General features: G+C 62.6%; 25 protein-coding genes and 1 pseudogene. 13 read left to right on the forward strand and 13 right to left on the reverse strand.

All coding sequences use genetic code 11. The features are described 5' to 3' along the window. Positions 1-28 precede the first annotated feature (28 nt). The 3 genes and pseudogenes from ASG25_RS23410 to ASG25_RS09150 all read right to left on the reverse strand — a co-directional run. A pseudogene (locus tag ASG25_RS23410) lies at positions 29-378 on the reverse strand (IS30 family transposase); the annotation flags it as partial. A gap of 208 nt (positions 379-586) precedes the next feature. Further along, positions 587-2,077 carry a PAS domain-containing methyl-accepting chemotaxis protein gene (locus ASG25_RS22200; protein WP_082480029.1) on the reverse strand — a complete coding sequence of 497 codons (1,491 nt, stop codon included), beginning with the start codon at positions 2,075-2,077 and terminating at the stop codon, positions 587-589. A gap of 111 nt (positions 2,078-2,188) precedes the next feature. Continuing rightward, the gene (locus ASG25_RS09150) at positions 2,189-3,205 is read right to left on the reverse strand and encodes a LacI family DNA-binding transcriptional regulator (protein ID WP_062474380.1); all 1,017 of its coding nucleotides are present in this window, start codon (positions 3,203-3,205) and stop codon (positions 2,189-2,191) included. Between the two features lie 123 nt (positions 3,206-3,328). Here ASG25_RS09150 and ASG25_RS09155 point away from each other — a divergent pair, with 123 nt between their 5' ends. The 7 genes from ASG25_RS09155 to ASG25_RS09185 all read left to right on the forward strand — a co-directional run bounded on the left by ASG25_RS09155 (position 3,329) and on the right by ASG25_RS09185 (position 10,640). Then, complete coding sequence (locus ASG25_RS09155; RefSeq protein WP_277996179.1) at positions 3,329-4,381, forward strand: Gfo/Idh/MocA family oxidoreductase; 1,053 nt, start codon at positions 3,329-3,331, stop codon at positions 4,379-4,381. Next, positions 4,378-5,280 (forward strand): sugar phosphate isomerase/epimerase, encoded by a 903-nt coding sequence (locus ASG25_RS09160; protein ID WP_062472773.1) that lies wholly within the window; start codon positions 4,378-4,380, stop codon positions 5,278-5,280. The genes ASG25_RS09155 and ASG25_RS09160 overlap by 4 nt, the downstream gene beginning before the upstream one ends. A 58-nt stretch (positions 5,281-5,338) precedes the next feature. Then, the gene (locus ASG25_RS09165) at positions 5,339-6,571 is read left to right on the forward strand and encodes a sugar ABC transporter substrate-binding protein (RefSeq protein WP_062474382.1); all 1,233 of its coding nucleotides are present in this window, start codon (positions 5,339-5,341) and stop codon (positions 6,569-6,571) included. Between the two features lie 173 nt (positions 6,572-6,744). After that, positions 6,745-7,647: a sugar ABC transporter permease gene (locus tag ASG25_RS09170; RefSeq protein ID WP_062474388.1), complete on the forward strand. Its 903-nt coding sequence runs from the start codon at positions 6,745-6,747 to the stop codon at positions 7,645-7,647. Continuing rightward, the gene (locus ASG25_RS09175) at positions 7,644-8,471 is read left to right on the forward strand and encodes a carbohydrate ABC transporter permease (protein WP_062472775.1); all 828 of its coding nucleotides are present in this window, start codon (positions 7,644-7,646) and stop codon (positions 8,469-8,471) included. The genes ASG25_RS09170 and ASG25_RS09175 overlap by 4 nt, the downstream gene beginning before the upstream one ends. Beyond that, entirely contained in the window at positions 8,468-9,562 is a 1,095-nt protein-coding gene (gene ugpC / locus ASG25_RS09180; RefSeq protein ID WP_062472777.1) for a sn-glycerol-3-phosphate ABC transporter ATP-binding protein UgpC, read from the forward strand. Before ASG25_RS09175 ends, ugpC begins: the two co-directional genes overlap by 4 nt. Before the next feature lie 235 nt (positions 9,563-9,797). Then, the gene (locus ASG25_RS09185) at positions 9,798-10,640 is read left to right on the forward strand and encodes a GGDEF domain-containing protein (RefSeq protein WP_062472779.1); all 843 of its coding nucleotides are present in this window, start codon (positions 9,798-9,800) and stop codon (positions 10,638-10,640) included. A gap of 51 nt (positions 10,641-10,691) precedes the next feature. On the opposite strand, the gene ASG25_RS09190 is transcribed toward ASG25_RS09185, so the two are convergent. The 7 genes from ASG25_RS09190 to ASG25_RS09220 form a co-directional block, all read right to left on the reverse strand. Continuing rightward, the gene (locus ASG25_RS09190; RefSeq protein WP_062472781.1) at positions 10,692-12,215 is read right to left on the reverse strand and encodes an altronate dehydratase family protein; all 1,524 of its coding nucleotides are present in this window, start codon (positions 12,213-12,215) and stop codon (positions 10,692-10,694) included. Between the two features lie 2 nt (positions 12,216-12,217). Then, positions 12,218-13,228 carry a zinc-binding alcohol dehydrogenase family protein gene (locus tag ASG25_RS09195; protein WP_062472783.1) on the reverse strand — a complete coding sequence of 337 codons (1,011 nt, stop codon included), beginning with the start codon at positions 13,226-13,228 and terminating at the stop codon, positions 12,218-12,220. A gap of 103 nt (positions 13,229-13,331) precedes the next feature. Then, on the reverse strand, positions 13,332-14,147 hold the full coding sequence (locus tag ASG25_RS09200; protein WP_082475735.1) for a transporter substrate-binding domain-containing protein: 816 nt from the start codon (positions 14,145-14,147) through the stop codon (positions 13,332-13,334). Positions 14,148-14,241: 94 nt separating this feature from the next. Further along, positions 14,242-14,970: an amino acid ABC transporter ATP-binding protein gene (locus ASG25_RS09205; protein WP_062472788.1), complete on the reverse strand. Its 729-nt coding sequence runs from the start codon at positions 14,968-14,970 to the stop codon at positions 14,242-14,244. Further along, positions 14,954-15,616 carry an amino acid ABC transporter permease gene (locus tag ASG25_RS09210; RefSeq protein WP_244475241.1) on the reverse strand — a complete coding sequence of 221 codons (663 nt, stop codon included), beginning with the start codon at positions 15,614-15,616 and terminating at the stop codon, positions 14,954-14,956. Before ASG25_RS09210 ends, ASG25_RS09205 begins: the two co-directional genes overlap by 17 nt. 10 nt (positions 15,617-15,626) lie before the next feature. Then, positions 15,627-16,310 (reverse strand): amino acid ABC transporter permease, encoded by a 684-nt coding sequence (locus tag ASG25_RS09215; protein WP_062472790.1) that lies wholly within the window; start codon positions 16,308-16,310, stop codon positions 15,627-15,629. Then, positions 16,307-17,461 (reverse strand): D-mannonate oxidoreductase, encoded by a 1,155-nt coding sequence (locus tag ASG25_RS09220; protein WP_062472792.1) that lies wholly within the window; start codon positions 17,459-17,461, stop codon positions 16,307-16,309. The genes ASG25_RS09215 and ASG25_RS09220 overlap by 4 nt, the downstream gene beginning before the upstream one ends. Here ASG25_RS09220 and ASG25_RS09225 point away from each other — a divergent pair. The 4 genes from ASG25_RS09225 (at position 17,411) to ASG25_RS09240 (ending at position 20,667) form a co-directional block, all read left to right on the forward strand. Continuing rightward, complete coding sequence (locus ASG25_RS09225; protein WP_244479353.1) at positions 17,411-18,589, forward strand: GntR family transcriptional regulator; 1,179 nt, start codon at positions 17,411-17,413, stop codon at positions 18,587-18,589. The two genes, ASG25_RS09220 and ASG25_RS09225, sit on opposite strands and share 51 nt — an antisense overlap. A 96-nt stretch (positions 18,590-18,685) precedes the next feature. Beyond that, positions 18,686-18,970 carry a WGR domain-containing protein gene (locus ASG25_RS09230; protein ID WP_062472796.1) on the forward strand — a complete coding sequence of 95 codons (285 nt, stop codon included), beginning with the start codon at positions 18,686-18,688 and terminating at the stop codon, positions 18,968-18,970. Positions 18,971-19,084: 114 nt separating this feature from the next. Next, positions 19,085-20,191 carry a PAS domain-containing protein gene (locus ASG25_RS09235; RefSeq protein ID WP_062472798.1) on the forward strand — a complete coding sequence of 369 codons (1,107 nt, stop codon included), beginning with the start codon at positions 19,085-19,087 and terminating at the stop codon, positions 20,189-20,191. After that, on the forward strand, positions 20,188-20,667 hold the full coding sequence (locus ASG25_RS09240) for a response regulator (RefSeq protein ID WP_062472801.1): 480 nt from the start codon (positions 20,188-20,190) through the stop codon (positions 20,665-20,667). Before ASG25_RS09235 ends, ASG25_RS09240 begins: the two co-directional genes overlap by 4 nt. An 85-nt stretch (positions 20,668-20,752) precedes the next feature. On the opposite strand, the gene ASG25_RS09245 is transcribed toward ASG25_RS09240, so the two are convergent. The 3 genes from ASG25_RS09245 to ASG25_RS09255 form a co-directional block, all read right to left on the reverse strand. After that, positions 20,753-22,978: a PAS domain S-box protein gene (locus ASG25_RS09245; RefSeq protein ID WP_062472803.1), complete on the reverse strand. Its 2,226-nt coding sequence runs from the start codon at positions 22,976-22,978 to the stop codon at positions 20,753-20,755. A 282-nt stretch (positions 22,979-23,260) separates the two neighbouring features. After that, on the reverse strand, positions 23,261-23,986 hold the full coding sequence (locus tag ASG25_RS09250) for a hypothetical protein (protein WP_062601272.1): 726 nt from the start codon (positions 23,984-23,986) through the stop codon (positions 23,261-23,263). Positions 23,987-24,062: 76 nt separating this feature from the next. Further along, complete coding sequence (locus ASG25_RS09255) at positions 24,063-24,866, reverse strand: NAD(P)-dependent oxidoreductase (RefSeq protein WP_062472807.1); 804 nt, start codon at positions 24,864-24,866, stop codon at positions 24,063-24,065. Positions 24,867-24,991: 125 nt separating this feature from the next. Between ASG25_RS09255 and ASG25_RS09260 the strand changes: the two genes are divergently transcribed. Both ASG25_RS09260 and kdgD read left to right on the forward strand, forming a co-directional pair. Then, the gene (locus ASG25_RS09260) at positions 24,992-25,726 is read left to right on the forward strand and encodes a FadR/GntR family transcriptional regulator (RefSeq protein WP_062472809.1); all 735 of its coding nucleotides are present in this window, start codon (positions 24,992-24,994) and stop codon (positions 25,724-25,726) included. Positions 25,727-25,796: 70 nt separating this feature from the next. Further along, a complete protein-coding gene (gene kdgD, locus ASG25_RS09265) occupies positions 25,797-26,702 on the forward strand; it encodes a 5-dehydro-4-deoxyglucarate dehydratase (protein ID WP_062472811.1) in 906 nt (301 codons plus the stop codon). Position 26,703: the final 1 nt, after the last annotated feature.

The following is a 26,703-nucleotide window of genomic DNA, read 5'->3' on the forward strand; positions in this document are numbered from 1 at the left end:
AGCGCAACCAGCTCGCTTCGAGAGGCTGACCGGTTCGCCTGATTTGGGGTGGGCGTTTCTGGCGTAAGATGTCTGCCGGTGTTTTATCGCCGAGGCATGTGCGTGGCGTTGCATTCAGGCGATGGCATATTTCGGTGAGAACACAGTCTCTGAGCGACAGCGGATCGCAGAACCGTGTCTGTGTTCCGAGGCTGGCCTGCAGGTAGGGGCAGTCGGTGAATTCGGTACCTCGGTCGAATGTGACCGACTGACGCGCTAGGCGGGGCAGGGATTGCAGCAAGCGGATCAGGCCGTCCATCACCGGTCTGGATTGCCGGTCATTGTTGCGCAGGAAGCCTGCAATCGGCGGATCCGTCCGACCAGCGCAGGCACATTGGCCGCAAGTCGCACTTCATCCTTGAACCCACCCGGGTACGTCAGCGGATCAGATAATCAACATTATGGAACAAAGATTGCCGGTCGGGCGAGCGGCGGCTAGCAGGAGCCGCCGCGTACGTATCCGGGGAACGTTCCGCCGAACGCCCGGGATGTGAACGGCGGTTGCCGTCCACATCCCGGGTGCCAGAATGCCATCTCGCGACATGCCTCAGGCTGCGTTGTCGGCAAAGGCTCTTTCGATCCGGCCGGTCATCTGCCGGATGTCGGAGGTGGCGCGGGATGCGGCGGATGATGCGCGCGACGGCGGCGCATCGAGCTGGAACTGTGCGATCAGGTCGCCCAGTCGGCTGGCTTCCGCTGCAAGGGTTGCGCACGCCGCATTGCTTTCCTCGACCATGGCAGCATTCTGTTGGGTGACCTGATCCATCTGGTTGACTGCCTTGTTCACCTCGGCAAGTCCCACGGACTGTTCGCGGGCCGAGGTTGCGATGGCGTCCATGTGCTGGTTCACGGTGACGATGTAGGCCTGAATGCTCTTGAGAGCGTTACCGGTTTCGCTGACCAGCTTCACGCCACTTTGAACCTCGACGGCCGAGTTGCGGATCAATTCCTTGATCTCTTTGGCGGCCTTGGCGGAGCGCTGGGCAAGTTCCCGCACTTCCTGGGCGACGACCGCGAAGCCCTTGCCCGCTTCTCCGGCGCGCGCAGCCTCCACGCCGGCGTTCAGGGCCAGAAGGTTCGTCTGGAAGGCGATCTCGTCGATAACGCCGATGATGTTCGAGATCTCGCTCGACGACTGTTCGATCCGGTGCATGGCGTCGACAGCACTTGCGACCACCTGGTCGGATTTCTCGGCGCTGCTGTTGGCCTGGACGGCGACGGTTCGGGCTTCGTCCGCGCGTTTCGATGAGTTCATGACATTGGCCGTGATCTGATCGAGCGCTGCTGCTGTTTCCTCCAGCGATGCGGCCTGTTGCTCAGTGCGTCTCGACAGATCGTCCGAGCCGGCACTGATCTCGCTCAATCCCGAGCGGATGACCGATGTCGCACCCGAAACCGAAGACAGCGCGTCATGGATCTTGCTGGCGGTCTCGTTGAAGTCCGTCCGGAGGTGGGCCGCCTTTGGCGTAAATTCCGCGGAGATTCTGTGTATCAGCTTCCCTTGCGAAAGCGCTGACAACCCGTTGGCCAGTTCCTGGATGGTCGCCCGGTCGCTCTCCCCTTCCCGTTCCATTTCCTCCTTCAGCAGAACCTCTTGATGGATGTTGATGAGAGAACCGCAGGCCCTGATCGTTACGCCGTCGGCCTGGTGCGCGCATCCGCCGGTGGCTCTGAACCATTCATACGAGCCATCGCGCAGTTTCAGCCTGTACTGAATCCGGTATCGCGTCTGGTCGGTCTTGTCTTCAAGATGCTTTCCGAAAGCAGCGAAGGTCGGCGCGACATCGTCCGGGTGAAGCCTGTCGGCCCATGACTGGACAACGTCCGGAAACGACTGGGCATCCGTATATCCGAGCAGTCGGCGAAAGTGCGGCGACCACGTCCATTTGCTGCGCGCATCCAGCGCGTCGCCATTGTACAGTATGCCTTCCCAGAGCCCGACGCCGCACGCCTCATCCAGCAGATCCGATCGCTCGCGAACGGCACGCAGCTCTGTCTCAAGTTCCTCTATCCGTTTCTGTTTCGCGCTTTTAAACATGCCATACCTTCCCAACACTGCATGATTAGAGGGCGCTATATTACACGAAAAAGATATAATGAATCGTTGCGGTCTGCGCGGGTCCGTGCGTGGCCGGTGCGCCCGGCGTGATCAACCGCTATCGCCGTCGATCAGTGTCATCGGCCAGAGCTGACGATGCGCGGCGTTGGGATAAAGGGACGCGTAGGCTGGCATGCTGGCGAGGAGGGTTTCGGCGAGAGAAATTCCGAGATCGCGCAGCGACAGGTCAAAACAGGTCAGCCGCGGAGAGAGATAGCGCGCCTGCGGACTGTGCAGACCGATCACCGCAATGTCCTTGCCGGGCGTCAGGCCGGCGGCTTCAAGCCCGTGAAACAGGCCGGTGACGCTGCCGTCGTTCAGCACGACAATGGCCGACGGACGATCGGGATGGTGCGCGAGGCCCTGGCCGACACGATAGCCCCCTGCTTCATTGGGCGACGCGTCAAAGATCAGATCATCCTCCAGCGTCAGCCCGTGTTCCGCCAGCACCAGGCGGCACGCGCCCAGGAACACATGGCCGAGATTGAGGTCGTCGTGGGGACGCAGCACGGCGATGCGGCGGTGGCCACGCTCGACCAGCCGCGTCATTGCGGTCGTGGCCATGCCTTCAAAGTCCAAGTCGATGAAGGGCTGGCCGACATCGGTCAGACTGCGGCCGAGGGCCACGAAGGGGATCTTGCGGCGGTCGAGCAAAGCGAAACGTTCGTCGACCCGACGCGTTGCCGACAACATGATGCCATCGGCAAAGCCGCGCGCGACCACGCGCTCGAGATAGGCATCCGGATCTTCCTCCGAGGAGCAGAGCAGCGCGACGAGATCCAGCCCATGACGGGCAAACACCGTCTGCACGCCGTCGAACACGCTCATGAAGAAGGTATCGCCCTGCCCGGTGATCTCGTGACCTGTCTGCATCATGAAACCGATGACGCCGGTCGATCCTTTCCGCAGGGCGCGGCCGGACTGGTTGGCGACGTAGCCGAGCCGTTCGGCCGCCTCGAGAACCCGTCGCCGGGTGTCCTCGTTGACGTCCTTCTTTCCATTCAACGCGCGCGAAACCGTGCCGATCGAGATGTCCAGATGATCGGCCAGCTGCCGTATGCCCTTCACCACCACCGATGCCCATCCTTCTTGCTCGACAAATCCTATTGACACGATCCCCCTTCTGTCCATAGTCTCGTAAACGTTTACGGAGATCGGAAGAGGAGTTTCGATCCCGTCGGGAGGACTTCAGTGACAGCATACAAGGCCGTTTTATGCGGGTGCGGAGCTATGGCCAAAGGCTGGCTCAGGGCGCTCGCGGCAGACCCGCTTCTCATGAGCCGCATCGAGGTCGTGGGCCTCGTCGACCTCGATCGCACGACCGCGGAAGCCCTGGCGCAGGAGTTCGGGCTCGGCAACGCGGCCATCGGAACAGACGTATCGGCAATGCTGGAGTCGACGCAGCCGCAGATCGTCTTTGACGTCGTCATTCCTGCCGCCCGCCGTGCGGTCGTTTCGGCAGCGCTTGCGCACGGATGCCATGTGCTCAGCGAAAAGCCGATGGCGACATCCCTGGAGGAGGCCCGCGCGCTGCTGGAACTTGCCAGGCAGGCCGGTCGCATCCACGCGGTCGTTCAAAACCGCCGCTTCATCGCCGGCGTTCGGCGCATGCGGCAACTGGTGGAAAGCGGCGCGATCGGTGCGTTGACCGCGGTCCATTGCGACTTCTTCCTTGGGCCGCATTTCGGCGGCTTTCGCGACGCGATGCAGAACGTGCTGCTGCTCGACATGGCGATCCATACCTTTGATGCCGCCCGCTTCGTGTCCGGCAAGGTGCCTCTCTCGGTCTATTGCGTCGAAACCAACCCTGCGGGGTCCTGGTATGCGCACGGGGCCGCGGCCAATGCCATCTTCAAGCTGTCGGACGATGCCGTCTTCACCTATCGCGGCTCCTGGTGCGCGGAAGGCCGGCGAACGAGCTGGGAGAGCGCGTGGCGGCTGGTCGGATCGAAAGGCATGATGACCTGGGACGGCGAAAGCGCTTTCGAGGTGACCGTTTCCGGCGACGAGCCCGGGCTCCTGCACGGCGCCCGCGAACTGGCGATGCCGGAGACTGACAACGCGGCGCAGACCCAGGGACATGCCAGCGTCCTCCTCGATTTCCTGCACGCGATCGAAACCGGCGGCGAGCCGGAAACGATCGGCCACGACAACATCAAGAGTCTTTCCATGGTGTTCGGCGCCATCGAGAGCGCTCGAACCGGCCTTGCCGTCGATCTTTCAGCAGAAGGACACATGCTGTGAACACCCCCGCAAATTCCATCCGCATCGGCACCATGATCAGCGCGAGCGCCGGACAGGCGGCGACCCGCATCGGTCAGATTGCCGACCTCGGCTTTGAAAGCTTCGAACCGTTCTTCTGGCAGACCACCAACGGGCAGGATCTGGCAGACCTTGGCAAGCGTTGCCGCGAGGCGATCGCCGATCGCGACATCACGATCTCCACCATCGGCATGTTCGGCAACCCGCTCGAGGAACAGGACCTCGATCTGCAGACGCTGCAGGGCTGGAAAGACTGCATCGACAATGCCCACCACTTCGGAGCAACCTGTGTCGCCGGCTTTACTGGCCGCGTCCGCAACGCGCCGCTGCCGGAAAGCCTGCCGCGCTACCGGCAGATCTGGAGCGAGCTTGCCCGCCGTGCCGCCGACAAGGGCGTGAAGATTGCGTTCGAGAACTGCGCGATGGACGGAAACTGGCAGACCGGCGACTGGAACATCGCCCACAATCCGGATGCCTGGGAACTGATGTTCAACGAGACGCCGGACGACAATATCGGGCTCGAATGGGAGCCCTGCCACCAGATGGTCTACCTGATCGACCCGCTGCCGCAGATCCGCAAATGGGCGCCCAAGATCTTCCACGTTCACGGCAAGGACGCGACGATCCGATGGGACGTCATTCGCGAACACGGGATCTTCGGCAAGGAAAAGTTCGTCTTCATGCGCACGCCGGGCTTCGGCGACAGCAACTGGACCGACATCATCTCGGAACTGCGCCTTGCCGGCTGGTCCGGCTCGATCGACATCGAGGGCTGGCACGATCCCGTCTATCGCGATGCCCTGGAGATGACGGGGCAGGTGCACGGCCTGAACTATCTCAAGACATGCCGGGGCGGAACGTTCGTCGTCGACCCGCAGTGAACAGCCGGGCGCCATGGAGGTTGGCGCTCGGAGGAAGACCCGCAACAAGGAGGAGAACATGACCATGAAGACTTGGCTTGCAGCCGGTGCTCTCGCGCTGGCCACCGCATCCCCGTTCGTAACCGTCGCGCACGCCGAAGACGTCAAGATCACCGTCTGGTCGCTCGACCGCGACATCCAGCCGGCGCCCAATCTCATCAAGGATTTCAATGCGCTGAAGAACGGCATCACGGTCGAATATCGCCAGATCCAGTTCGACGACGTCGTCAGCGAGGCCATGCGCGCCTACTCCACCGGCCAGGCGCCGGATATCATCGCCATCGACAATCCGGAGCATGCGCTGTTTTCGTCGCGCGGCGCCTTTCTTGACCTGAGCGACAAGATCGCCGCCTCGAGCGTGGTGAAGACGACGAACTACTTCCCGGGCCCGCTTGCCTCCGTCATGTGGGATGGAAAGTATTTCGGCATTCCGAAGGCCACGAACACGATCGCGCTCTACTACAACAAGGACATGTTCAAGGCGAAGGGTCTCGATCCCGACAAGCCGCCGCAGACATGGGCGGAATTGCTGGACGCCGCCCGCAAGCTCAACGATCCTTCTAAAAATGTCTACGGCCTCGCCTTCTCGGCAAAGGCCAGCGAGGAAGGCACATTCCAGTTTCTGCCCTGGGCACAGATGGGCGGCGCATCTTACCAGGCAATCAACGCGCCGGGCGCGGTGAAGGCGCTCGACACCTGGAAGACCATCATGGACGAGAAACTGGCCTCGCCCGATACGCTGACGCGCGGCCAGTGGGATTCCGCCGGCACCTTCAACTCCGGAAACGCCGCGATGGTCATCTCCGGTCCGTGGGAACTCGACCGGATGAGCGCCGAAGCCAAGTTCGACTGGGCCGTGACCCTCCTGCCCGTGCCGGAAGCCGGCGCCGAGCGCTCGTCCGCGATGGGCGATTTCAACTGGGCGATCTTCTCCACCACGCAGCACCCGGACGAAGCCTTCAAGGTGCTCGAATACTTCGCCTCGCAGGACGACCGGATGTTCAAGGATTTCGGCCAGCTGCCCGCCCGCTCCGATATCGCCATTCCCCCGACCGGCAACGAGAAGAAGGATGCGGCGCTGAAGGTGTTCGTCGAACAGCTGAAATACGCCAAGCCGCGCGGGCCTCACCCGGAATGGCCGAAGATCTCCAAGGCCATCCAGGATGCCATCCAGGCTGCGCTAACCGGGCAGATGAGTGCGCAGGATGCGCTCGATCAGGCCGCGGCGAAGATCAAGTCGGTTCTCGGTTAAACGGGCTTCCTCCCGGAGAGCATGGAACCGGAGGAGCGCCAAGGGCGGCCAGGGGCCGCGTGCCTCCTCCGGTGCCGTGTTCAAGCACCGCCTGCATCCTGTTCAACCCAGATCCGACGCATGATCGCCGCGACCGCGCGCTTTCGTCCGGAACAGCTCTGATGGGAGCGATGATGAAACGCATCTTCTCCAGCCTGGCGGACGGAAAAGGCTTCGATGTCGCCTTGATCGTCTTTCCCTTCGCGTTCCTGTTCGTCATGGCAGGTCTGCCCCTGGTCTACAACGTGGTGATGAGCTTCCAGGAAGTCGACATGTTCAGTCTCGGCACCTTTGCGCGGCCCTTCGTCGGCTTCAAGAACTATGTGACGCTGTTTTCGCAGCCCGAGACGTGGCCGATCTTCAAGAACACCGCGATCTTCGTCGTTGCCTCGATCGCCGGCCAGTTCATCATTGGCTTTTCTCTCGCGCTGTTCTTCTGGACGAATTTCCCCGGTGCTTCCTGGCTGCGCGGCCTGTTTCTCGTTTCCTGGGTCATGCCGGGTCTCGTGGTGGGCGCCATCTGGAACTGGATCCTCTCCGGCGATTTCGGCGTGCTCAACTATCTGCTGCACACGCTCGGCATCATCGACAGCAACATCTTCTGGCGTTCCGATCCGAGCTACGCACTTTGGGCCGTCATCATTGCCAACATCTGGCTCGGCACCTCGTTCAACATGATCCTTCTGTCGGTCGGCCTCTCCGCCATTCCAAACGATCTGTTCGAAGCCGCCGAGCTCGATGGGGCCAATGCCTTCCAGCGGTTTGCGACGATCACCGTGCCGATGATGCGTTCGACCATCGGCGCCGTCATTTCGCTGGGGCTGATCTTCACGCTGCAGCAATTCGACCTGTTTGCGGCCATCACCTCCGGCGGGCCGAACAACGCCTCCAACGTGACCCAGTACTGGGCCTGGGATCTGTCGTTCCGGCAATACGACTTTGCGCAAGGCGCGACCATTTCGGTGGTCATGATCGTCTTCGTGATGATTGCCTCGATCGTCTATGTCAGATCCACTCGGCACGAGGTGCGCGGATGAGCGAAGCGTCGAAACACCGTCTGATGCTGGCCATCGCCTGTCTTCTGGCTGCCATCTATCTCTTTCCGCTCTACTGGATGTACGTGACGTCGCTGAAAAGCGGATCGGCGATGTTTGCGACACCGCCGGGCCTGTTTCCGGTCGATCCCCAGTGGAGCGTCTACAGCTATGTCTGGGAAACCCGGGACATGGGGCGCTACATGTGGAACTCGCTGGTGATCGCCGCGGGCTCCGTCGCGCTGATCGTCCTTCTCGGCACCGGCTGTGCCTATGTGCTTGCCCGCTATCGCAACCGCTGGGTCGATCTCGGCCTGTTCCTGATCCTCATGCTGCAGGTCCTGCCGGCGTCGCTCCTGATCACGCCGATCTTCGTCGGCTTCTCCCAGCTGGGTCTTCTTTATACCCCGCGCACCGCCGTCATCATCGCGATCGCGGCCAAGAGCATGCCGTTTTATGTGGTGCTGGTGCGGTCGACCTTCATGAGCGTGCCGATGGAACTCGAGGAAGCGGCCCTCGTGGACGGCAATTCGCGGATCGGGGCGTTCTTCAACATTGTCCTGCCGCTCGCCCGCAACGGCATTCTCGTCAGCGGCATCCTTATCTTCATGCAGGCCTTCGGCGAGTTCGTCTATTCCAAGTCGATGATCCAGAATATCGAGCTGCAGCCCGCCAGCGTCGGGCTGAATTCCTTCATGGGTCCGAACACCAACGAGTGGAACAACATCCTGGCCTATGCCTCCATGTATGTGACGCCGATCCTGGCCATTTTCGTCCTGCTTCAGCGCCGTATCGTCTCCGGCCTCACCTCGGGAGCCCTCAAATGAGCAACCAGTCCGATCTGCAGATAGAGTTGACCAGCGTTAACAAGCATTACGGCGCTTATCACGCCCTGCGGAACATCGACCTGCGGATCGCCAAGGGCACGTTCGTTGCGCTCGTCGGCCCGTCCGGCTGTGGCAAGTCTACGCTGCTGCGCTCCATGGCGGGCCTCGAGAGCATTACCAGCGGCGATCTCGTCATCGCCGGCGAGCGGATGACCAATGTGCCGCCGCGCAAGCGGGACCTCGCGATGGTGTTCCAGTCCTACGCGCTCTACCCGCACATGACGGTGAAGGAGAACCTGACCTACAGCCTGCGGATCCGCGGGGTGAAAAAGGCGGAGGCGAACAAGGCGGCCGAAGAGGTTGCGGCAACGACCGGCCTTTCCGGTCTTATGGGACGCTATCCGCGCGAACTGTCCGGCGGACAGCGACAGCGCGTCGCCATGAGCCGCGCCATCATCCGTCACCCCAAGGCGTTTCTTTTCGACGAACCGCTCTCCAACCTCGATGCAGCCTTGCGCGTCCATATGCGCAAGGAGATCCGTGCGCTGCACGACCGACTGGGCGCCACCTCGGTCTACGTCACGCACGATCAGATCGAGGCGATGACGATGGCCGACCATGTCGTCGTCATGCGTCAGGGCGTTATCGAGCAGCAGGGCGCGCCGCTCGATCTCTATGATCGCCCCGTCAACCGCTTCGTCGCCGGTTTCATCGGGTCGCCTGCGATGAACTTCATTCCAGCGATCGCCGGCAACGACGGGCGGTCGCTCATGCTCGATCTCGGCGACACCCAGAGGCTCGACCTCGATCGCCCGATCGCCGCCGGTCGGCCGCTGACCGCAGGCTTGCGGCCGGAGCATCTGGAGATCGATCCGACCGGCGCCGGCCCGATCAAGCTTCGGGTTGCCGCGGTCGAGAGCACGGGCTCGAACAGCTACATCACCACGGCCAGCAAGCCCGAGATCGTGCTCGTGACCAACGGCCGCAGCCCCGTTGCCGTCGGGGACCCGATATCGATCGGAATCGCGCCCCGACATGTTCACGTCTTCGATGCGGAAACCGAGGCCCGGATCGGGATGCTGCCCGAATGATGGTGCCCAAATGATGCTGGCCGAACGCACCGGATGACATGATGCTGTCTGCACGAGCACCGCGTGCAGGATCGCTTTAGGAATGCCTCAACCCTGTCGACGATCTTCCGTGAAAAAGGGCACGATTGGGCGTGCAGTCTGTCTCATTCCGGGATTCATGCGGCAAGAACGGCCCACCGGGAGGAATTTATTAGAGAATGCTGATTAGAGTGGGGCGAAAAGGAGATCCCGCTCCATGATCGGCTGGGCGAAACGTCAGATCTTTGCCTTCTGCGCAACCGACACCTTTACGTCGCGCCGCAATGTGCTCTCGGTTGCACTGCGGACCGCGCTGGCGGTCGTGTTTATCGGCGATATTCTCAACGTGGTGGGGCACCTGTTTCTCGACAGGTTGGGCCTTCTGCCCTACCCGCTCGTGCCCGCGGCGACCGTCGGCGTTCTGATCACCACCATGCTCGGCACGCCCTTGATCTTTGCCGTCTTCTATATCGTCGGCCTTGCCATTCACGATCTGTCGATTTCCCGCGCTCGCTTCGAGGCGCTGAGCCGGACCGACCAGCTGTCGGGCCTTCTCAACCGACGGGCCTTTCTCGAGGTCTATGCTCATCATGACGGTGACGCCTCCCTCGTCATTTTCGACATCGACCGCTTCAAAGCCTTGAATGACAGCTTCGGGCATGACGCCGGGGATCGGGCGATCATGTCGGTGGCCGCCACCCTGAGGGACAGCTTCCATGCGCCCCATGTTGTTGCCCGGATCGGAGGCGAAGAATTCGCAGTGCTCGTTGTCGGCCTCAGACCGGCCGATCGTCTGACGCTCGCGGGTGCCGCCGTCGCCCGGATTGCCCGAACCCCCATCGCGCTCGGCGATATCGAAACGACGGTCACCGTGTCGGCAGGGGTTGCGGAATTTGCGCAGCACACGGGTTTCGCGCAGCTGTTTGCGGCCGCCGACAAGGCGCTCTATCTCGCCAAGTCGTCCGGCCGAAATCAGGTTCTGCACGCGGCCGGGATCCCAGAGCTGATCCGGAAGGGCGCCGGCGGTCAATCGGCGGCTGCCTCGGCGCTGTCCGCATGAATGACCAAGCCGCGCGCGGTTCGATCCGTCGCGAGCGTTGGAGCCCTTATGTTACATGGTCGCGCCCAGCTGCCAGGGCACGAACTCGTTTGCGCCATATCCCAGCTCTTCGGACTTCGAACGCTCGCCGGAGGCAACGCGCAGGACCGTCTGGAAAATCTCGCGGCCCTTTTCCTCGATCGAGACGCCTTCGAGCACGTCCCCGCAATTGATGTCCATGTCCTCTTCCATCCGGCGGTAGAGATCGGAATTGGTGGCGAGCTTGATCGAGGGCGTCGGCTTGCAGCCATAGGCCGAACCGCGGCCTGTGGTAAAGGCGATGACATTGGCGCCACCCGCCACCTGCCCTGTTGCCGCGACCGGATCATAACCGGGGGTGTCCATGTAGACGAACCCCTTTCGATCGATGCGCTCCGCGTATCCGTAAACGCCGCGCAGGGTCGATGTCCCGCCCTTGGCGACGGCGCCGAGCGACTTTTCAAGGATCGTCGTCAGCCCGCCCGCCTTGTTGCCGGGTGACGGGTTGTTGTTCAGTTCGCCGCCTGCGCGCGCCGCATAGTCCGTCCACCAGTCGATCAGGTCGACGATCTTCTGGCCGACCGCCTCGCTCTCCGCCCGTCGCGTGAGCAGATGCTCGGCCCCGAAAATCTCGGGCGTTTCGGACAGGATGGCGGTGCCACCCTGCCGCACGAGTTGGTCTACCGCCGCACCCAGCGCCGGATTTGCCGTGAGCCCGGAATAGCCATCGGAGCCGCCGCATTGGAGGGCAAGCGTGATTTCGGATGCCGCAACCGTTTCGCGACGCGCCTTGGCGGCAACCGGCAGAAGGGCGCGGACACGTTCCACGCCGGCCTCGATCGAGCGGCGTGTCCCGCCGGCCTCCTGGATCGTGAGGCTCTGGAAATGATCGCCCTCGACGATGCCATACTGCTGCTTCAGACGCGGAATCTGGAAGACCTCGCAGCCGAGCCCGACGAGCAGGACGGCGGCGAGATTGGGATGGGTGGCGTAACCCCATTGGGTGCGGGCCAGGATATCGTATCCCTCGCCTTTGGCCGCCATGCCGCAGCCCGTACCATGGGTAAAGGGAATAACGCCATCGATCTCCGGATAGTCCCGCAGGATGCCCGACCGCTCCACAGCCTCGGCGATGAAACCGGCGACGGTGGCGGAACAGTTCACGGAGGAGAGAATGCCGATATAGTTGCGCGTCCCTACGCGCCCATCGGGGCGGCGGAACCCCTGAAACGTTTCCGGGACCTCCCCTGCAAGCAATCCGCCGTCGGGGCGTGCCTCCGTGGCAAAGGCGTAGTCACGGGCAAAATCGTGAATCGCGACATTGTGCTCGTGCACCCAGTCTCCGGGGGCAATGGCCGTGGAAGCAAAGCCGATGATCTGTCCGAATTTGCGGATCGGCTCGCCTTCGGAAATCGGAACAAGCGCGATCTTGTGACCCTTGCCCACCGCGCTGCGCGCCGTCACGCCGTTCTGAAGGCTGTCGCCGTTCGAAACGCGGTCGATGGCGATGACCACGTTGTCGGCATCGTTGAGGCGCAGGATGCGGGGCGTCGGCATGTTCAGATCTCCAGGATGGCTTTGATGGTGCCGGCTTCCGGGCGCAACCATTGCGGAAAGAGTTCCGGCCCGTCGGCCAGAGCGCCGCGATGCGTGATCAGGGCGTCGACCGGAACGCGGCCAGCCGCCATTTGGCGGACGACCTCCGCGAAATCGTCGGCCTGCGCGTTGCGGCTGCCAAACAGGGTCGCTTCGCGCTTGTGAAACTCCGGGTCCGAAAAGGTGATGTCCGTGCGCACGACGCTGACCAGCACATACCGCCCTGCATGCGCGAGGAAACCGAAGCCGCGCTGCATGGCAGCGGCATTTCCGGTCGCATCGATGACGACATCGAAGAAGTCGCCGCCCGTCATCCGCGACGCTTCGGCTTCCGCCGACGCGTCGGCCATGATCATCGCATCGGCGCTCAGCCGGTCGAGCGTGAAGCCCAGACGGTCTTCGCGGACATCCATCACGGTGACATGCGCGCCTCGCGCCTTGGCGAAGATGATGGCAGACATGCCGATCGGGCCGGAGCCGACGACGAGAACACGGTCATCCGCCGATACGCTCCCGCGCTTTACGCCGTGCGCGCCGATGGCCAGGAATTCGATGGTGGCCGCAGCATCGAGCGAGGCGCCACCCGCCGAGACCACGTTTCCTTCCGGCACGCAGAGATACTCCGCCATGCCGCCGTCGCGATGGACGCCGAGCACAGCAATGTTCTGGCAGGCGTTCGAGACGCCCTTGCGGCAGGCATGGCAGGTCCCGCACGACAGATATGGCACGATATAGACCGCCTCTCCGGCCTTCAGCGCGCTGCCCTCGGGTGCGCGCTCGACCGTGCCCGACAGCTCATGTCCCATGACCCGGGGATATTCGAGGAAGGGGTGCTTGCCCTGAAAGATGTGGTAATCCGTGCCGCAGATGCCGACGCGTCGGATGCGGACCAGAACCTCGCCCGGCGCCGGCACGGGTACGGGACGATCGATGACCGAAAGACGGCCGGGCTCGTTGCAGATCAGGGCTTTCATGACACCACCTTAGCAGATCGTTCGCAGTCTCGTCTCGGTGCGGAAGCCGGAAATGCCGGCTCCCGCGATGGCATCGTCTACGACGTAGACACAGGCCCTGGGCTCAAGTCTTGGGCAGGGTCGCTGGCAGCGGCACGCCCGTATAGCGATTGTAGATCTCGCTGAGCTTGCCGTTCTTGAGGTTTTCGGCAATGACCTCGTTCAGCCGTGCCTTCAGCGCGTCGTCGCCTTTCCGCAACCCGATCGCATAAGGATTGGTCTTCAGCACGAGCTTGACCGACAAGGGATCGGCCGTGCGGCGCTGATTGACGGCAGCCATGATCTGCGGCGAAGACGCCATGACATCCACCTGTCCGGAGACGAGCGCGGTCACCAGCGTCGCGTCGTCATCATACCTGGTCAGCTGTGCACCCGGCAGCTTTGCCGTTGCTTCGAGGTCGTTGGTCGAGCCGCGCGTCGTACCGACCTGCACGCCGTTCAGATCTTCCGGCTTCGTCACGGACGCACCCGCACCGGAGCCGGCCGCCACCACGATCTGGATGACGCCATAGGCATCGGTGAAGTCGATGACCTTCTTGCGCTCTTCATTGACGCTGAAGGACGCCATGACGATATCGGCCTGGCCGGTGAGGAGTGCGGGAACGCGGTTCGGGCCCGTCACCTGAACAAGTTCGACCTCGACGCCGAGCGCTTCAGCCACCAGACGCGCGCTTTCGATGTCGGAGCCCGTGGGCTGCATCTGCGCGTCTGTCATGCCGAAGGGCGGCGACCCCAGATCCACGGCGATGCGGATCTTGCCGCGCTCCTTGATGTCGGCCAGCGTGTCGGCCATAGCATGCGATCCGCCAAGGATCGGCATTCCGATGACGAGGGCAAGGGCCGCCGCGGAGACGGTGGCAAGCAGGGTGCGTCGTTTCATGTTCATTCCTCCCGGTTGAGATGATGGGCGTGACGCGGTCCATGATCGGCGCTGGATGTTCCGGCCGGACCGCTGCAGGTTTCGTGTCTTGGCGTCAGAGGCCGCTGCCGACGAAGCTCGCCAGCTCCGGCGTCTTCGGCGCGTCGAGCATGGCGCCCGGCCCGGTTTCCCAGACCTGGCCCTTGTGCATGTAGATGACCTGGCTCGCGACTTTACGGGCAAAGGCCATCTCGTGGGTGACGAGGATCATGGTCATGCCCCCGCGCGCGAGGTCCTCCATGACTTTCAGAACCTCACCCGTCAGCTGCGGATCGAGGGCGGATGTGACCTCATCGAACAACATCAGCTTCGGCTGCATGGCGAGCGATCGGGCGATCGCCACGCGCTGCTGCTGTCCGCCGGAGAGCTGTTCGGGGTATTGCTCGGCCTTTTCAGACAGTCCGACCTGGGCCAGAACGTCCAGCGCAAGCTCGCGCGCTTCTTTCTTGCCCATCGATTTGACGCAGGTCGGCGCGAGCATGATGTTCTGCTCGACCGTGAGATGCGGAAACAGGTTGTAGCTCTGGAACACGATACCGACGTCGCGGCGGAGCGCACGGCGGTCGAGTTTCGGATCGGCCACCGCGTGGCCGCACACCTCGATCGTGCCGTCCTCGATGGTTTCAAGAGCGTTGATGCAGCGCAGGGCTGTCGACTTGCCCGATCCGGACTGTCCGATCACAGCTGCGACGCCGCCGCGTTCGACCTCGAAGGAGACGCCTTCCAGCACCTTGAGGGCGCCGAAATACTTGTGAACGTTGCTGAGCTTAACGACCGGCGACATTGAGCTTCCTTTCAAGCTTCCGGCTCCAGACGGACAACGGGAAGCAGATCGCAAAGTAGAAGGCTGCCACCACCATGAAGACGGTGAACGGCTCGAAGATGGAGTTGTTGATGAGTTTGCCGGCTTGGGCGAGTTCGATGAACCCGATGACCGAGGCGAGCGAGGTGTTCTTCACGATCTGCACCAGGAAGCCGACGGTGGGCGGCGTGGCGATGCGAAGGGCCTGTGGCAGGATCACCCGCGACATGCGCTGCCAGCGTGAGAGTGCCAGGCATTCTGCGGCTTCCCACTGCGTTTTCGGCACGGCCTCGATACAGCCGCGCCAGATCTCGGCAAGGAAGCCCGAGGCGTAGATCGTCAGCCCGGCTCCGGCCGCAAGAATGGCGGGAAAGCCCGGGCCGGCGAAGATCGCGATGCCGTAATAGATCAGGAACAGGAGGATCAGCAGCGGCGTGCCCTGAACGATCTGAATATAGGTGCTCGCCGCCCGTCGCAGCGTTTTGGACGGGCCGATGCGGGCCAGCGTGACACCGAAGCCGAGCAGCCCGCCGCCGACGAAGGCAATGGCCGAGAGACCGAGGGTCCAGAGAGCCGCCCAGGCCAGGAACTCGAAATGGACAAGACTGAAGGAAGGGGTCGTGATCACAGGGGCCGCCTCACAAGGTCGTGCCGAGCTTGCGCTGGCGGGTGAAGGCTGCCTGGGCGAAGGCGGTAAAGGCGCCGCGCATCACGAAGGACAGGACGAGATAGATGATGCCGACGACAATATAGGTCTCGAACGCCCGGAAGGTGCCGGACTGGATCCGGTTGGCGACAGCCGTCAGCTCCTCGGCGGAAATCTGCGAGGTGATCGACGACGCCAGCATCAGCAGAACGTACTGGCTGGTGAGCGAGGGGTAGACCCGCTCGATCGCCGGACGCACGATGACATGCCAGTAGATCTGCGCACGCGAAAGCCCGAGACATTCGGCAGCCTCCACCTGCGAGCGATGGATGGACTGGAGACCGGCCCGGACGATTTCGCAGGTATAGGCGCCGACATTGACCGTGAGCGCAATCATGGCCGCGTGGTTGGCGGAGACCCGGATGCCGAGCGTCGCGATGCCGAAATAGATGATGAAGACCTGAACCAACAGGGGCGTATTGCGGATCACCTCGACATAGGCCGCCACGATCCCCCGGACGACAGGCGATCCATCGGCGCGACCAATGGCGCAGAGCGTGCCGACGATGAAGCCGGCAACCGTGGCGACGGCCGACAGCTGCAGGGTGAGAAGCGCGCCCCAGAGAAAATCCGGCCAGTATGGCAGCAGCGCGGCGAAGTCGAACGTGTAGCTCATGTCTTAGACCCTTCCGTCGTCATCGTGCCGTTGCCTGACGCGGCAACGAGGCTGCGAAGGATCGGTGCAGTCGGCCTGGTGCCCGCACGTTCGACCCAGGCGAGAAAGGCTGCGATGCGGCGCTCGATCTTCACCCCATGATTCTGAGCGATATCGGCCACGCGGTGATCGAGAAACGGATTGTCGAAGCGCTCGAGCGTGACATCGACGTAAGCCGATGCTGCGTCCGCCATGCCGTGCGCGGCAAAGCCCGGCACGACCTCCTGCCGGTAGACGGCAAGCAGGCGCTCGCGAAGGCCAGAGTCCTGCAGGATGGCGCGAACCGTCTCGTCCTGTGCCCGGCCTTCGCGCAGCCAGATGTCCGCGAGATAGGTATGGCCGAGGTTCAAGATATGCAGCTTTAGCCGCTCGAACGGTTCCAGATCGTCCGTCAGAACGACGGAGGGATGCCGGAAAGGCAGCGAAAGCCCGGGCCTGGCCTCGATCGCCCAGAGCGCATAGGGCTCGGCCACCGCGCCGACGGGTTCGATCGCTTCGGAGACGATGCGGTCCACGAGGGTGTTGGCAAAGACAACATGCGCCTCGACATAGTTTCGGAAGCCATCGTCTGCCCCAGCCTCGGCAGCGAGAGAAAAAACCGCATCTCTCAGCATGTCGCCATTGCGGTTCAAGAGCTCGCAGGGGAGGACGGTCAGTGGGCCGCCGTCCGACAGCCAGCGATGATGCAGCAGGGTTGCGAGCTTGCCGACGAACGAAACGGGCACGCCGCCGGAAAAGAGCGTAGCGCCGCGATCCGCTGCGGGAACGTCGTAACCGCGGTCACCTGTGTTTGAAACGACGAAGGCTGCATCGGCGGCGAAGAGATCCTTCAGGCGTTCCCAGTCCGCCTGAGCGGAAAGACCGCCATCGACGGATGTCACAGAGATGCGACGTTCGATCTTCCGGCCGGCGTCAAGACCCCGAATAATGACAGGGTATCCGTGTGGCTGGCCGAAGGCTGCAACCCGACCGGCGCGTTCCGTCGAGCCCGAGACCTGGACGACGGTGATGGGTCCGATGGCCTGGCCGGCCTCCCGCGCCTCGTGGACAAAGAGATCGACATGCGCCTGCAGGAACCGGCTCGTTCCGAACTGGATAATGCGGGTGCTCATATGCAATCGCCCGACCTCAGAACGCCAAAGGCAGCGCGGCGGACCACACGGGCGGACGACGGTCCGTTGCTCGATTTTCCCGACATACCCAGGATTCTCCTCACACTCTCCTTGCGTTTTATATGCAAAGAACAAACGATGCCGCAACCCTTTATTTTGTTTATTTTATACAATAGACAGAATGTGGCTGAGCAGGGAACGTGTCGGGAGCGGGCTGGAATGAAGGGAAATGCCGTCTATAAACGGAGTTACAACGGATGCCTCGCGATCTGCGGGACCCTTGGGCTGGGCGATGAAATGCCGTCCGAAAACGAAATCTCGCAGTCTCTCTCCGTCAGCCGCACCACGATCCGGGCCGTCATGGCAGGGCTGGAGGCCGCGGCTATCCTCACGCGCGACAGTGGAGCACGCCGTCTGGCGCGTTTTCCGGAAGCCGCCGACGCCTTCCCCGATACGCAGACCGTATCGACCAGCGCCACCGTCGAGCGGCGCTTTCTCGAGTGGATCCTGCAGGGGCATATCGGCCCCGGCCATCTCCTGACGGCTGCCGAACTTGCGCGACAGTTCGGGACGTCGACGACGATCATCCGTGAGCATCTGCCGCATTTCCAGCACTTCGGCCTTATCGAGCGGCGGCCAAACAGCGCCTGGCTCTTCAAGGGCGTGACGCCCGCCTTTGCACACGAGATCTACGAAGTGCGCGAAATGTTCGAGTTGCGCGCCGCGCGCAGCTTTATCGACCTTCCCGACGAGAGCCTGCCCTGGCAGCGCATGCGCGCCATCGAAGCCGAGCACCGGGCGCTGCTTATGGAGATCGACAAGGGATACGCCCTTTTCCCGGATCTCGACGAGCGTCTGCATCGCACCGTCCACGAGACGGCAGACAACCGTTTCATCAAGGATTTCTACGACATCATCTCGATGCTGTTTCACTACAATGCGCAATGGGATGCCGAAGACGAGAAGCAGCGCACCTTCACGGCGCTGACTGAACATCTCGCCTATATCGAGGCGCTGCTCCGCCGCGACCTGAAGGCAATGGACCGCGCGTGCCGACAGCATCTGAAAACGGCCCGCGGCAATCTGCTCCGCTCGATTGATGCGCGGACGAAAACGCCGCGGCGCTGAGCCCGTACGGCATCGATCACGCCGGTGAATCGGACAGCCTTGATCGATTCATAAGTTTGGTTGGACGCTGCAGGCGGGCCGGGCGATTCTGGCCGCATGACCAAACCGCCTTTCTATCTCTATATCGAGCGAACCCAGCCTGCCGATAACATGGCGCGGTTCTATGCCCTGTCGATCGAACCGTCTCTGTTCGGCAAACCATCGCTGGTGCGCCGCTGGGGACGGATCGGGACCACCGGACGCGAAAAGATCCACCTTTTCGAGAGCGAGGCCGAGGCCATCACCCTGTTCCTGGCCGTCGCGCGCCGGAAGCGCAAAAGGGGCTACGCCCCGAGATTTGAGCAATCCAGTCGCATCGCCAGCGCGTATTCTCTCGCGTAACCGAGAACCGGACACGGCAATTTCGCAGATTCTCATATGGCCGGAACAAATGGCGGTATGAGGGCATTGTGAGGTGCCGTTGTAACTGCCCTCTTTTCGGCGCCTGGAGTATGCATGAGCCAGAAAGATGATTGGCATCTCACGGAAATCCTCGATTACGAGCATGGCCGGGGTGATCCGTTTGCCGCCGCCGTGCGTGCGACCCGGATGGCGATGGTCATCACGGACCCGTCGCAGCCTGATAATCCGATCGTCTTCTGCAACGAGGCGTTCCAGAAGCTGACCGGCTACGACCGCGAGGACATTATCGGTCGGAACTGCCGTTTCCTGCAGGGTGCCGACACCGACCCGTCCAGCGTGTCGAAGATCCGCGCCGCCATCGAGGCTGAGGAAAGCATCCATATCGATCTCCTGAACTACCGCAAGGATGGCTCGACGTTCTGGAACGCGCTGTTCCTGAGCCCGGTTCGGGGTGCGAGCGGAGAGGTTCAGTTCTTTTTTGCGTCGCAGCTCGACGTTACCGATCGCGTCATGGCGCAGGAAACGATTGCCGCGCAGAAGGCAGCTGTTGACAGCGAGGTGAGGCGCCGCACGGCCGATCTCGAAAAAGCTCTGGAAGCCAAGACCTTGCTGCTTCATGAGGTCGATCACCGCGTCAAGAACAATCTGACGATGATCGGCGCGCTTTTGCGCCTCCAGGTCCGTTCGATCGACGATGCGGACATACGCGCAAAGCTCGAGACCATGATGGAGCGGATCGATGCGCTGGCAACGGTTCATCGCCGCCTCTACCAGGCGGAGGACGTGACACGGTTCGACGTTGCCGCTTTCGCCGCCAACCTTGCCTCCGACGTGATCGGCGCCAGCGGCCGCAGCAATATCCGGCTGCGATGCGACATCGAGCCGATCGAGGTGCGGTCAGAGCATGCGTCAGCCCTCGGCCTCATCCTCAACGAGGTTCTGACCAATGCCATCAAGCACGGGCTGCGGGAGAACCGAGCGGGATCAGTGTCTATTGTCGCCATGCGCGACGGCGAGACGGCAACGCTGGCCATCGAGGATGATGGTGTCGGCCTGATCATGGATCCTGCATCGACGGGCCTCGGACACGCTTTGATCAAACGCCTGTCGCCGCAGAGTGGCACGACGGTCGCCTGGGACCGTCTGCCGACGGGAACACGCGTCACCTTGAGAATACCGGAAATGGAGCAGACATCATGACCCCCTCCCCCACGGCTTTCAAAGCCCTGCGGGTCCTCATTGTCGAGGACGAACCTCTTCTGGCCATGGATGTGGAGATGATGGTCGAAGAAGCCGGGCACCATGTCGTCGGCGAAGCAGCATCGCTTTACGAAGTCGAGGCCATGGCCACCGAGTCCGCCCCGGATCTGGCGCTGGTGGATATGCAGCTTGCGCGCGGAACGAACGGTCTCGATGTATCGCGGCTGATCCAGGATCGGTGGCCGGCTGCGGTGATCGTCTTCGTGACGGCAAATCCGAAGAAGATCCCGGAAGACTTTTCCGGCGCCCACGGCGTGATCGCAAAACCGTTTTCGCGCAGCGGGTTCCTGTCCGCCCTGAATTATCTCGGCGAAGGTATCTCCGATCCGCCGCCCGCTTCCAGCCAGCCGTCCAGCTTCGTCGCGGCGCCGTCCGTGCGCGAGATCTGGTCGGCACGGTCACAGATGGACGGATAGGTCTTCATAAAGGTCAGGCGCGTTTTTACCGGGCTTCGCTGAGCGAGGCCCGGTCATTGTTGTTGCAGACAATGTGCGAAAACGCCTATTCCGTCTGCTGCAGCTGCGACAGCAGGGCCTGCATTTTCACGACCAGACCCGAAGGCGCGTAATCGACATCGATCCCGCCGGAGCCGGCCAGTCCCATGCGGAGCAGCTTTGAGCCGAAGCCTTTGCGTTCCGGAGGCGTGACCAACGGTCCACCGGTTTCCTGCCATGTCAGGTGCAGCGAACGTTCGGCACCCGTGCCTTCGATGAACCAGTCGATGGCAACGCGACCGTGCTCGTTCGACAAGGCACCATACTTGACGGCGTTCGTGCCGAGCTCGTGCAGCAGCAGTGCCAGCGACAAGGCGCCCTTGGGTCCGACGATGGTGCGGGGGCCGCGCAGGTCGAAACGGTCTGCGGGCGCCACACTCTCCAGCGTCGTTGCCATGATCGCCTGGATCGGCGCAGAATCGTGATTGTCGTGCAGCAGAACATCATGCGCACGGCTGAGCGCGTGCAGCCGCTTTTCAAAGGTTCGGACGTGCACCTGTTCCGTCACCGGGCGCAGCGTCTGCGTTGCAATCGCCTGCACCATGGCCAACATATTCTTCAGCCGGTGCGCCATTTCCCGGTTGATCAGTTCCTTTTCGGCCTCGACCATCTTGCGGTCCGAAATGTCCGTCACCACCACGACGGCGCCCGAAAGTGATCCGGAAAGATCCTTGATGGCTTCGCCGACGATGGAGATCCAGGTCTTGCTGCCATCCGGCCGGTGATACAGCACCTCGGCTTTGGCTCGGTCGCATTCCCGGGACATGATGCGCGCCAGTGGGTACTGCTGCGGATCGAAGGGCGAGCCATCATGTTGCGTGGCGACGAAGATGGCGTAGTCCTCCACCGATTGGGCCGCGGTGGCGTCGTGGCCGAGCAGTTGCTGCGACCGTTCGTTCTGCAGGATGATGCGCCCTGTCGGGGCCTCTGCAAGCAGCACGCCGACCGGCATGGTGTCGATGATCGTGGACAGCTGCCTTTGCTGATCGCGAAGTTCGGCCTCGAGTTTCAGGCGTTCGGTGACCTCGACGAAGAGCACCACGAAACGCTCCTTGTCGAGAGGCTGTGCATGACCTTCGTACCAGCGGCCGGTCTCGCCGACCTGACGGATGAAAACGAGGGGTTCGCCAGACCTGACGACCTCGGCAAATGCCGGGATCCACGCATCTTCGGCGCCGCTGAACACCTCCGTGACCGTTCGCCCGACGGCAGAGGACGGCGCTATGCCGACAAGGTCGCCCCAAGCCCGGTTGACCTCGACATAACGCCAGTCGACAGCCTCGCCATCGGCGCTGCGAATAAGCTCGCCGAGGATGAAACCCTCTTCGAGCTGCTCGAAGAGGCCGCGCCAGTGTGATTCGCTCTTCTGGAGACGTTCTTCCGCCAGCTTGCGGGCGGTCACGTCGGAAAAGACGGAGGCGATCTGGTCGGAGCCGATCCGGCGGATGCGGTTTTCGAACCACTTCCCGCCGATTTCTGTGGCTCTGTTGACATGGACGATCGGTTCGCCGTGCTCGAAAACGCTGCGGTAGGCCGGCATCATGTCGCTGAGAACGCCTGGCGCTACCTCCGACAAGGTGGCTCCCCGAACGGTTTCCGGCGTCATTCCCGTCAGGCGCTGGAACGCCGGGTTGACGTCCTCGAAACGAATATCGACGATGTCGCCCTCGACATCGCGCACAGCGCTCGCGACGTAGTAGCCCTCCTGCATATCGTGGAACAGCGAGCGATACATCAGCTCGGATACACCGACCTCGATCTGCTTTTCGACCACTTTGGCAAGGGTCTCCAACGCCTTCCGGTCCCGCTCCCCCCAGATCCGCGGTTTCGTGTCGATGGCCGCGAGAGCCCCGATGAGCTGGCCGTCCGGCAGACAGATGGGAACGCCGAGATAGGCGACCACGCCGAGATCGCCGATGGCCCTGTTGTCGCGGACAAGGTCATGCAGGCGCGCATCTTCGACGGTCAGGATGGCATTGGTGCTGACGACATGCTGGCAGAAGGAATGCGTGATCGGCGTCTCACCGAGGGACGCCCATGGCTCCGGCAGCCCGCAATGGCCGGCAAAGACCTGGCGGTTCTCATCCACGATGGAAATGATCGAAACCGGAACCTCAAGCGCGGCGCGAACGTGCTCGGTCAGATGTCCGAATTGTTCGTTTCCAGCCTTGTCGAGAAGGCCACTGCGACGGATTGCGGTGATGCGTTGTGCGGCGAGTTCTTCGGCGTTCATCCTGACCTTGTCGACATCGTACCGTCGATTTTCCGGACCCGCGCCAGAGGGACAATCCAGCGGCTGCGATGTTCGGCTGAGACATACGACCGAATACCGGTTTTTCAAGCATGTTCTGAAGGAAACACGTCCGTTACAGTGCGATGACGACGAAGAATGGCAAAAATGTCGATCTGTGATGAACGATCCCTGCCGGCGCTGTTTGCATGCGCCGGCAATCGGTTAAGAAGAGTGGTGTCAGAGCGTGTTCCGCGCGGCTGACGGACACCCGCCCCTCGCGCCCTATCCGGCTATCTCCAGTGTCCAGGCATGTTGCCCAAGAAGGATCGACACCGACCCCGCGCCGGAAAGAGGAAGGCCGCCGCAGAGCGATCCGGTCGTGACCACACTGCCCTGACGCAAGCTGTCTGCAGGACGGTCAGCTCCATTGGCATAGACGACGAGAGCGGCCAGCGGATCGATATCCGGATGCCGGGCGAGTGCATCGAACAGAGGTTGGGTACCCTCGGTCACACGGAGGGGGTCTGCCTGCCTTCCCTCCGTGAGTACATCGACGTCGAGGGGAGGTCCAAGACGATAACCGGCATTGCTCATGAGATCCGCGACAAGCAGACCCGTCCGGTTCTGGGGGCCGCCGAGGTAGCGGCTTCGGACGAACTCGACGCCGAGACGGACCTCGGCGATGGCATCGCGGATATCCTGCCGATGATAGCTCTGCGCCCGAACAGGAACATCGCGACCGAGGACGAGGGCGATCTCGACTTCCAGCTTCAGGCCCGGTTGATAGGGAAAGTGCGCATGCTCCGTGACCGAGAGGAGCGGGGCGCTCAGCACGCTGTCGCCACGCAACGAGAGTTTGCAGCCCTTCGGCGCGATGCCGAGCTGCTCCAGCACCATCGACTGGATGGCGTAGGCGTCGGCAAGATCCGGTTGCGGCACGGTATCGCCGTCGACCAGACTGTCCTGACGAATAGCCTCGACCAGCATGTTGGCCAAATCCCTGCTCATGGGCGCTCCGCTCTCTCTGTCTATCATCGCCCGGACCGGCGGCTTGGTGGCATCCGAAACGTGATCGCGGGCTGGGTCACGCCTTGCGATCCCTGTGGATCGGCTCCGCGACGAACGGCCCGCCCTGGAACAGTGCGGCGGGATCGCCCTTCGCAAGGGCAGGAAGCTGCGCGTCGAGTTCCGCCCGGAACTGTTCGGCATTGTCCTTGGGGCGCCAGCCGAGATAGGCGGCTGCGCTGTTGTCCCACCAGGAGCAATCATTGTTCGAAACGCCCCAGATGATCGGGCAGCCCAGCAAGGGGGCATGGAAGACCCTGCCGATCAGCGACTCGAAATCGTCGAACGACATCCACGTTGCCAGCATCCGGTGGTTTCGCGGCTTCTCGAAGCAGCTGCCGATGCGGACCAGTGCCGTCTCCTGCCCGAACTTCTCGTAATACATCCGCGCTAAGGCCTCTCCGAAGCATTTGGAGACGCCGTAAAGGCCGTCGGGTCGCATTGGCGATCGGGTGTCGATGTGCTCGTCCTGACGGTAAAAACCGATCGTGTGATTGGAGCTCGCAAAGAGAATTCTCGGCTGTCCATGGGCCTGGGCGGCTTCATAGAGATTGTAGAGCCCGGCAATGTTCGCGTTGAGGATCTTCGAGAACGTATCCTCCACGGAGATGCCGCCAAGGTGCAGGATGCCGTCGCACCCCTCGACCAGTGCCATGACCGCCTCGGCGTCACCAAGGTCGCAGGGCATCAATTCCTCGTTCGGCGCAGCATCGCCGAGATCGGCGATGTCGGACAGCCTGACGACATCCGCCAATTTGCCCAGTCGCTCGCGCATCGCACGACCCAGCCCACCTGCAGCACCGGTTACCAGCAGTCGTTTCAAGGGCAATTCCTCCTCTGTTGTCAAAGTTATCATACAGGCTGCTGGAATCGCGTCAACAGATCGGCTATATCAGTGCCGCCGGATGCACGTATACTGCAGTCGCAACTCAGGCGGGGACGTAGAGAATGAACAAGACCGGCGCCACGGGCAGCACCTTGACGGCGAGACTCGGAGAGAGCCTGCGCACCGCCATCGTGGATGGTCGGTTTCCGCCCGGCACGAAACTTCCGAGCGAGGCGCAGCTGGGAAAATCGCACGGCGTCAGCCGGACCGTGGTGCGCGAGGCCATCGCAAGCCTGCGGGCAGACCGGCTCGTGGACACGCGGCAGGGCGCGGGCGTGTTTGTGCTCGATCCGCCCCAGGCCATGGTTCCTGCGGCATTGTCCCTGCAGAATATCGACCCGGCACGGGTCTCTTCGATGATCGAGGTCCTCGAGCTGCGAACGGCGGTCGAGGTCGAATCGGCCGGCCTGGCGGCACTTCGGCGCTCTCCTTTGCAGGAAGAGGTGATTCTCGAGCGGCACTATGCCGTTCGCGCCTGCCTGGAAGCCGGCACCTCCAGCTCGGAAGCCGATTTTGCGCTTCATCTCGCGATCGCCGAGGCGACCAACAATCCCCGCTTCCGCGACTTCCTGTCGATGATCGGCGCCAGCGTCATTCCGCGCGCAGCCCTTCGCACCGGCGAGGAGGAAACCGACCAGACCGCCTACCTGAAGCTGATCGACGAGGAGCATCGCGCCATCGTGTTTGCCATTTCCAACGGCGATGAGGATGCGGCGCGCGACGCCATGCGCCGCCATCTGCGTGGAAGCCAGACCCGGTACCGGTCCCTTCTGCACGAGAGCCGAAAACCTGTATGACAGGTTATTGACACCCGTCTGACGAACTTGTAGATCTCGGGGTGCCGGAGGAGGCAAAGAGGATACCCCGATGAACCCGCAAGACGTCAAACGCGCCCTTGGCGCCGGCCTGTTGTCATTTCCCGTAACCCATTTCGACGGGAACGGTGTTTTCCAGGCGGAAAGCTATCGCCGGCATGTCGAATGGCTGGCCGGGTTTCCGGCGCCGGTGCTGTTTGCCGCAGGCGGCACGGGCGAATTCTTCTCGCTCGCCCCGCGTGAAATTCCCGACATCATCCGCGCCGCCAAGGAAGCGGCCGGCAAGACGGCGATCGTCTCCGGCTGCGGCTATGGCACGGAGATCGCAATCGAGATCGCCCGCGGCGCGGAGAAGGCAGGCGCCGACGGCATCCTGCTCCTGCCGCACTACCTGATCGACGCGCCGCAGGACGGCATCTTCGAGCATGTGCGCCGCGTCTGCCAGTCGGTCGGCATCGGCGTCATGGTCTACAATCGCGACAACTCGGTCATTCAGGTCGAGACGCTGCAGCGCCTGTGCGACGCCTGCCCCAATCTGATCGGTTTCAAGGACGGAACCGGGGATATCGGCCTCATTCGGCAGATCTCGGCGACCATGGGCGACCGGCTGACCTATCTCGGCGGCATGCCGACGGCGGAGCTGTTTGCAGAGGCCTATCTCGCAGCGGGTTTCACGACCTACTCGTCTGCGGTCTTCAACTTCGTTCCGAAGCTTGCGGTCGAATTCTATGACGCCCTTCGCGGCGGCGATCGGGCGCGTTGCGAGACGATCCTGAAGGATTTCTTCTACCCGTTCATGGCGCTGCGCAGCCGGCGGAAGGGCTATGCCGTTGCCGCCGTCAAGGCCGGCGTCCGGCTGCAGGGCTTTGATGCCGGCGCGGTCCGGCCTCCTTTGTCCGACCTGACGGCCGAGGAAGAGGGTATTCTCGACCGGCTCATCGACCCCTGGAGGCGTTGAG

The sequence above is a fragment of the Rhizobium sp. Leaf384 genome, assembly GCF_001424065.1.
In the GTDB taxonomy this organism is placed as follows: domain Bacteria; phylum Pseudomonadota; class Alphaproteobacteria; order Rhizobiales; family Rhizobiaceae; genus Ferranicluibacter.

Coding starts and splice junctions, on each gene's coding strand:
- ASG25_RS09245 (WP_062472803.1), bottom strand. CDS start 22,978: ATGAACGCCGAAGAACTCGCCGCACAACGCATCACCGCAATCCGTCGC.
- ASG25_RS09185 (WP_062472779.1), top strand. CDS start 9,798: ATGATCGGCTGGGCGAAACGTCAGATCTTTGCCTTCTGCGCAACCGAC.
- ASG25_RS09250 (WP_062601272.1), bottom strand. CDS start 23,986: ATGAGCAGGGATTTGGCCAACATGCTGGTCGAGGCTATTCGTCAGGAC.
- ASG25_RS22200 (WP_082480029.1), bottom strand. CDS start 2,077: ATGTTTAAAAGCGCGAAACAGAAACGGATAGAGGAACTTGAGACAGAG.
- ASG25_RS09240 (WP_062472801.1), top strand. CDS start 20,188: ATGACCCCCTCCCCCACGGCTTTCAAAGCCCTGCGGGTCCTCATTGTC.
- ASG25_RS09190 (WP_062472781.1), bottom strand. CDS start 12,215: ATGCCGACGCCCCGCATCCTGCGCCTCAACGATGCCGACAACGTGGTC.
- ASG25_RS09235 (WP_062472798.1), top strand. CDS start 19,085: ATGAGCCAGAAAGATGATTGGCATCTCACGGAAATCCTCGATTACGAG.
- ASG25_RS09215 (WP_062472790.1), bottom strand. CDS start 16,310: ATGAGCTACACGTTCGACTTCGCCGCGCTGCTGCCATACTGGCCGGAT.
- ASG25_RS09200 (WP_082475735.1), bottom strand. CDS start 14,147: ATGAAACGACGCACCCTGCTTGCCACCGTCTCCGCGGCGGCCCTTGCC.
- ASG25_RS09230 (WP_062472796.1), top strand. CDS start 18,686: ATGACCAAACCGCCTTTCTATCTCTATATCGAGCGAACCCAGCCTGCC.
- ASG25_RS09220 (WP_062472792.1), bottom strand. CDS start 17,461: ATGAGCACCCGCATTATCCAGTTCGGAACGAGCCGGTTCCTGCAGGCG.
- ASG25_RS09170 (WP_062474388.1), top strand. CDS start 6,745: ATGAAACGCATCTTCTCCAGCCTGGCGGACGGAAAAGGCTTCGATGTC.
- ugpC (WP_062472777.1), top strand. CDS start 8,468: ATGAGCAACCAGTCCGATCTGCAGATAGAGTTGACCAGCGTTAACAAG.
- kdgD (WP_062472811.1), top strand. CDS start 25,797: ATGAACCCGCAAGACGTCAAACGCGCCCTTGGCGCCGGCCTGTTGTCA.
- ASG25_RS09165 (WP_062474382.1), top strand. CDS start 5,339: ATGACCATGAAGACTTGGCTTGCAGCCGGTGCTCTCGCGCTGGCCACC.
- ASG25_RS09205 (WP_062472788.1), bottom strand. CDS start 14,970: ATGTCGCCGGTCGTTAAGCTCAGCAACGTTCACAAGTATTTCGGCGCC.
- ASG25_RS09175 (WP_062472775.1), top strand. CDS start 7,644: ATGAGCGAAGCGTCGAAACACCGTCTGATGCTGGCCATCGCCTGTCTT.
- ASG25_RS09260 (WP_062472809.1), top strand. CDS start 24,992: ATGAACAAGACCGGCGCCACGGGCAGCACCTTGACGGCGAGACTCGGA.
- ASG25_RS09225 (WP_244479353.1), top strand. CDS start 17,411: ATGCGCCTGCAGGAACCGGCTCGTTCCGAACTGGATAATGCGGGTGCT.
- ASG25_RS09195 (WP_062472783.1), bottom strand. CDS start 13,228: ATGAAAGCCCTGATCTGCAACGAGCCCGGCCGTCTTTCGGTCATCGAT.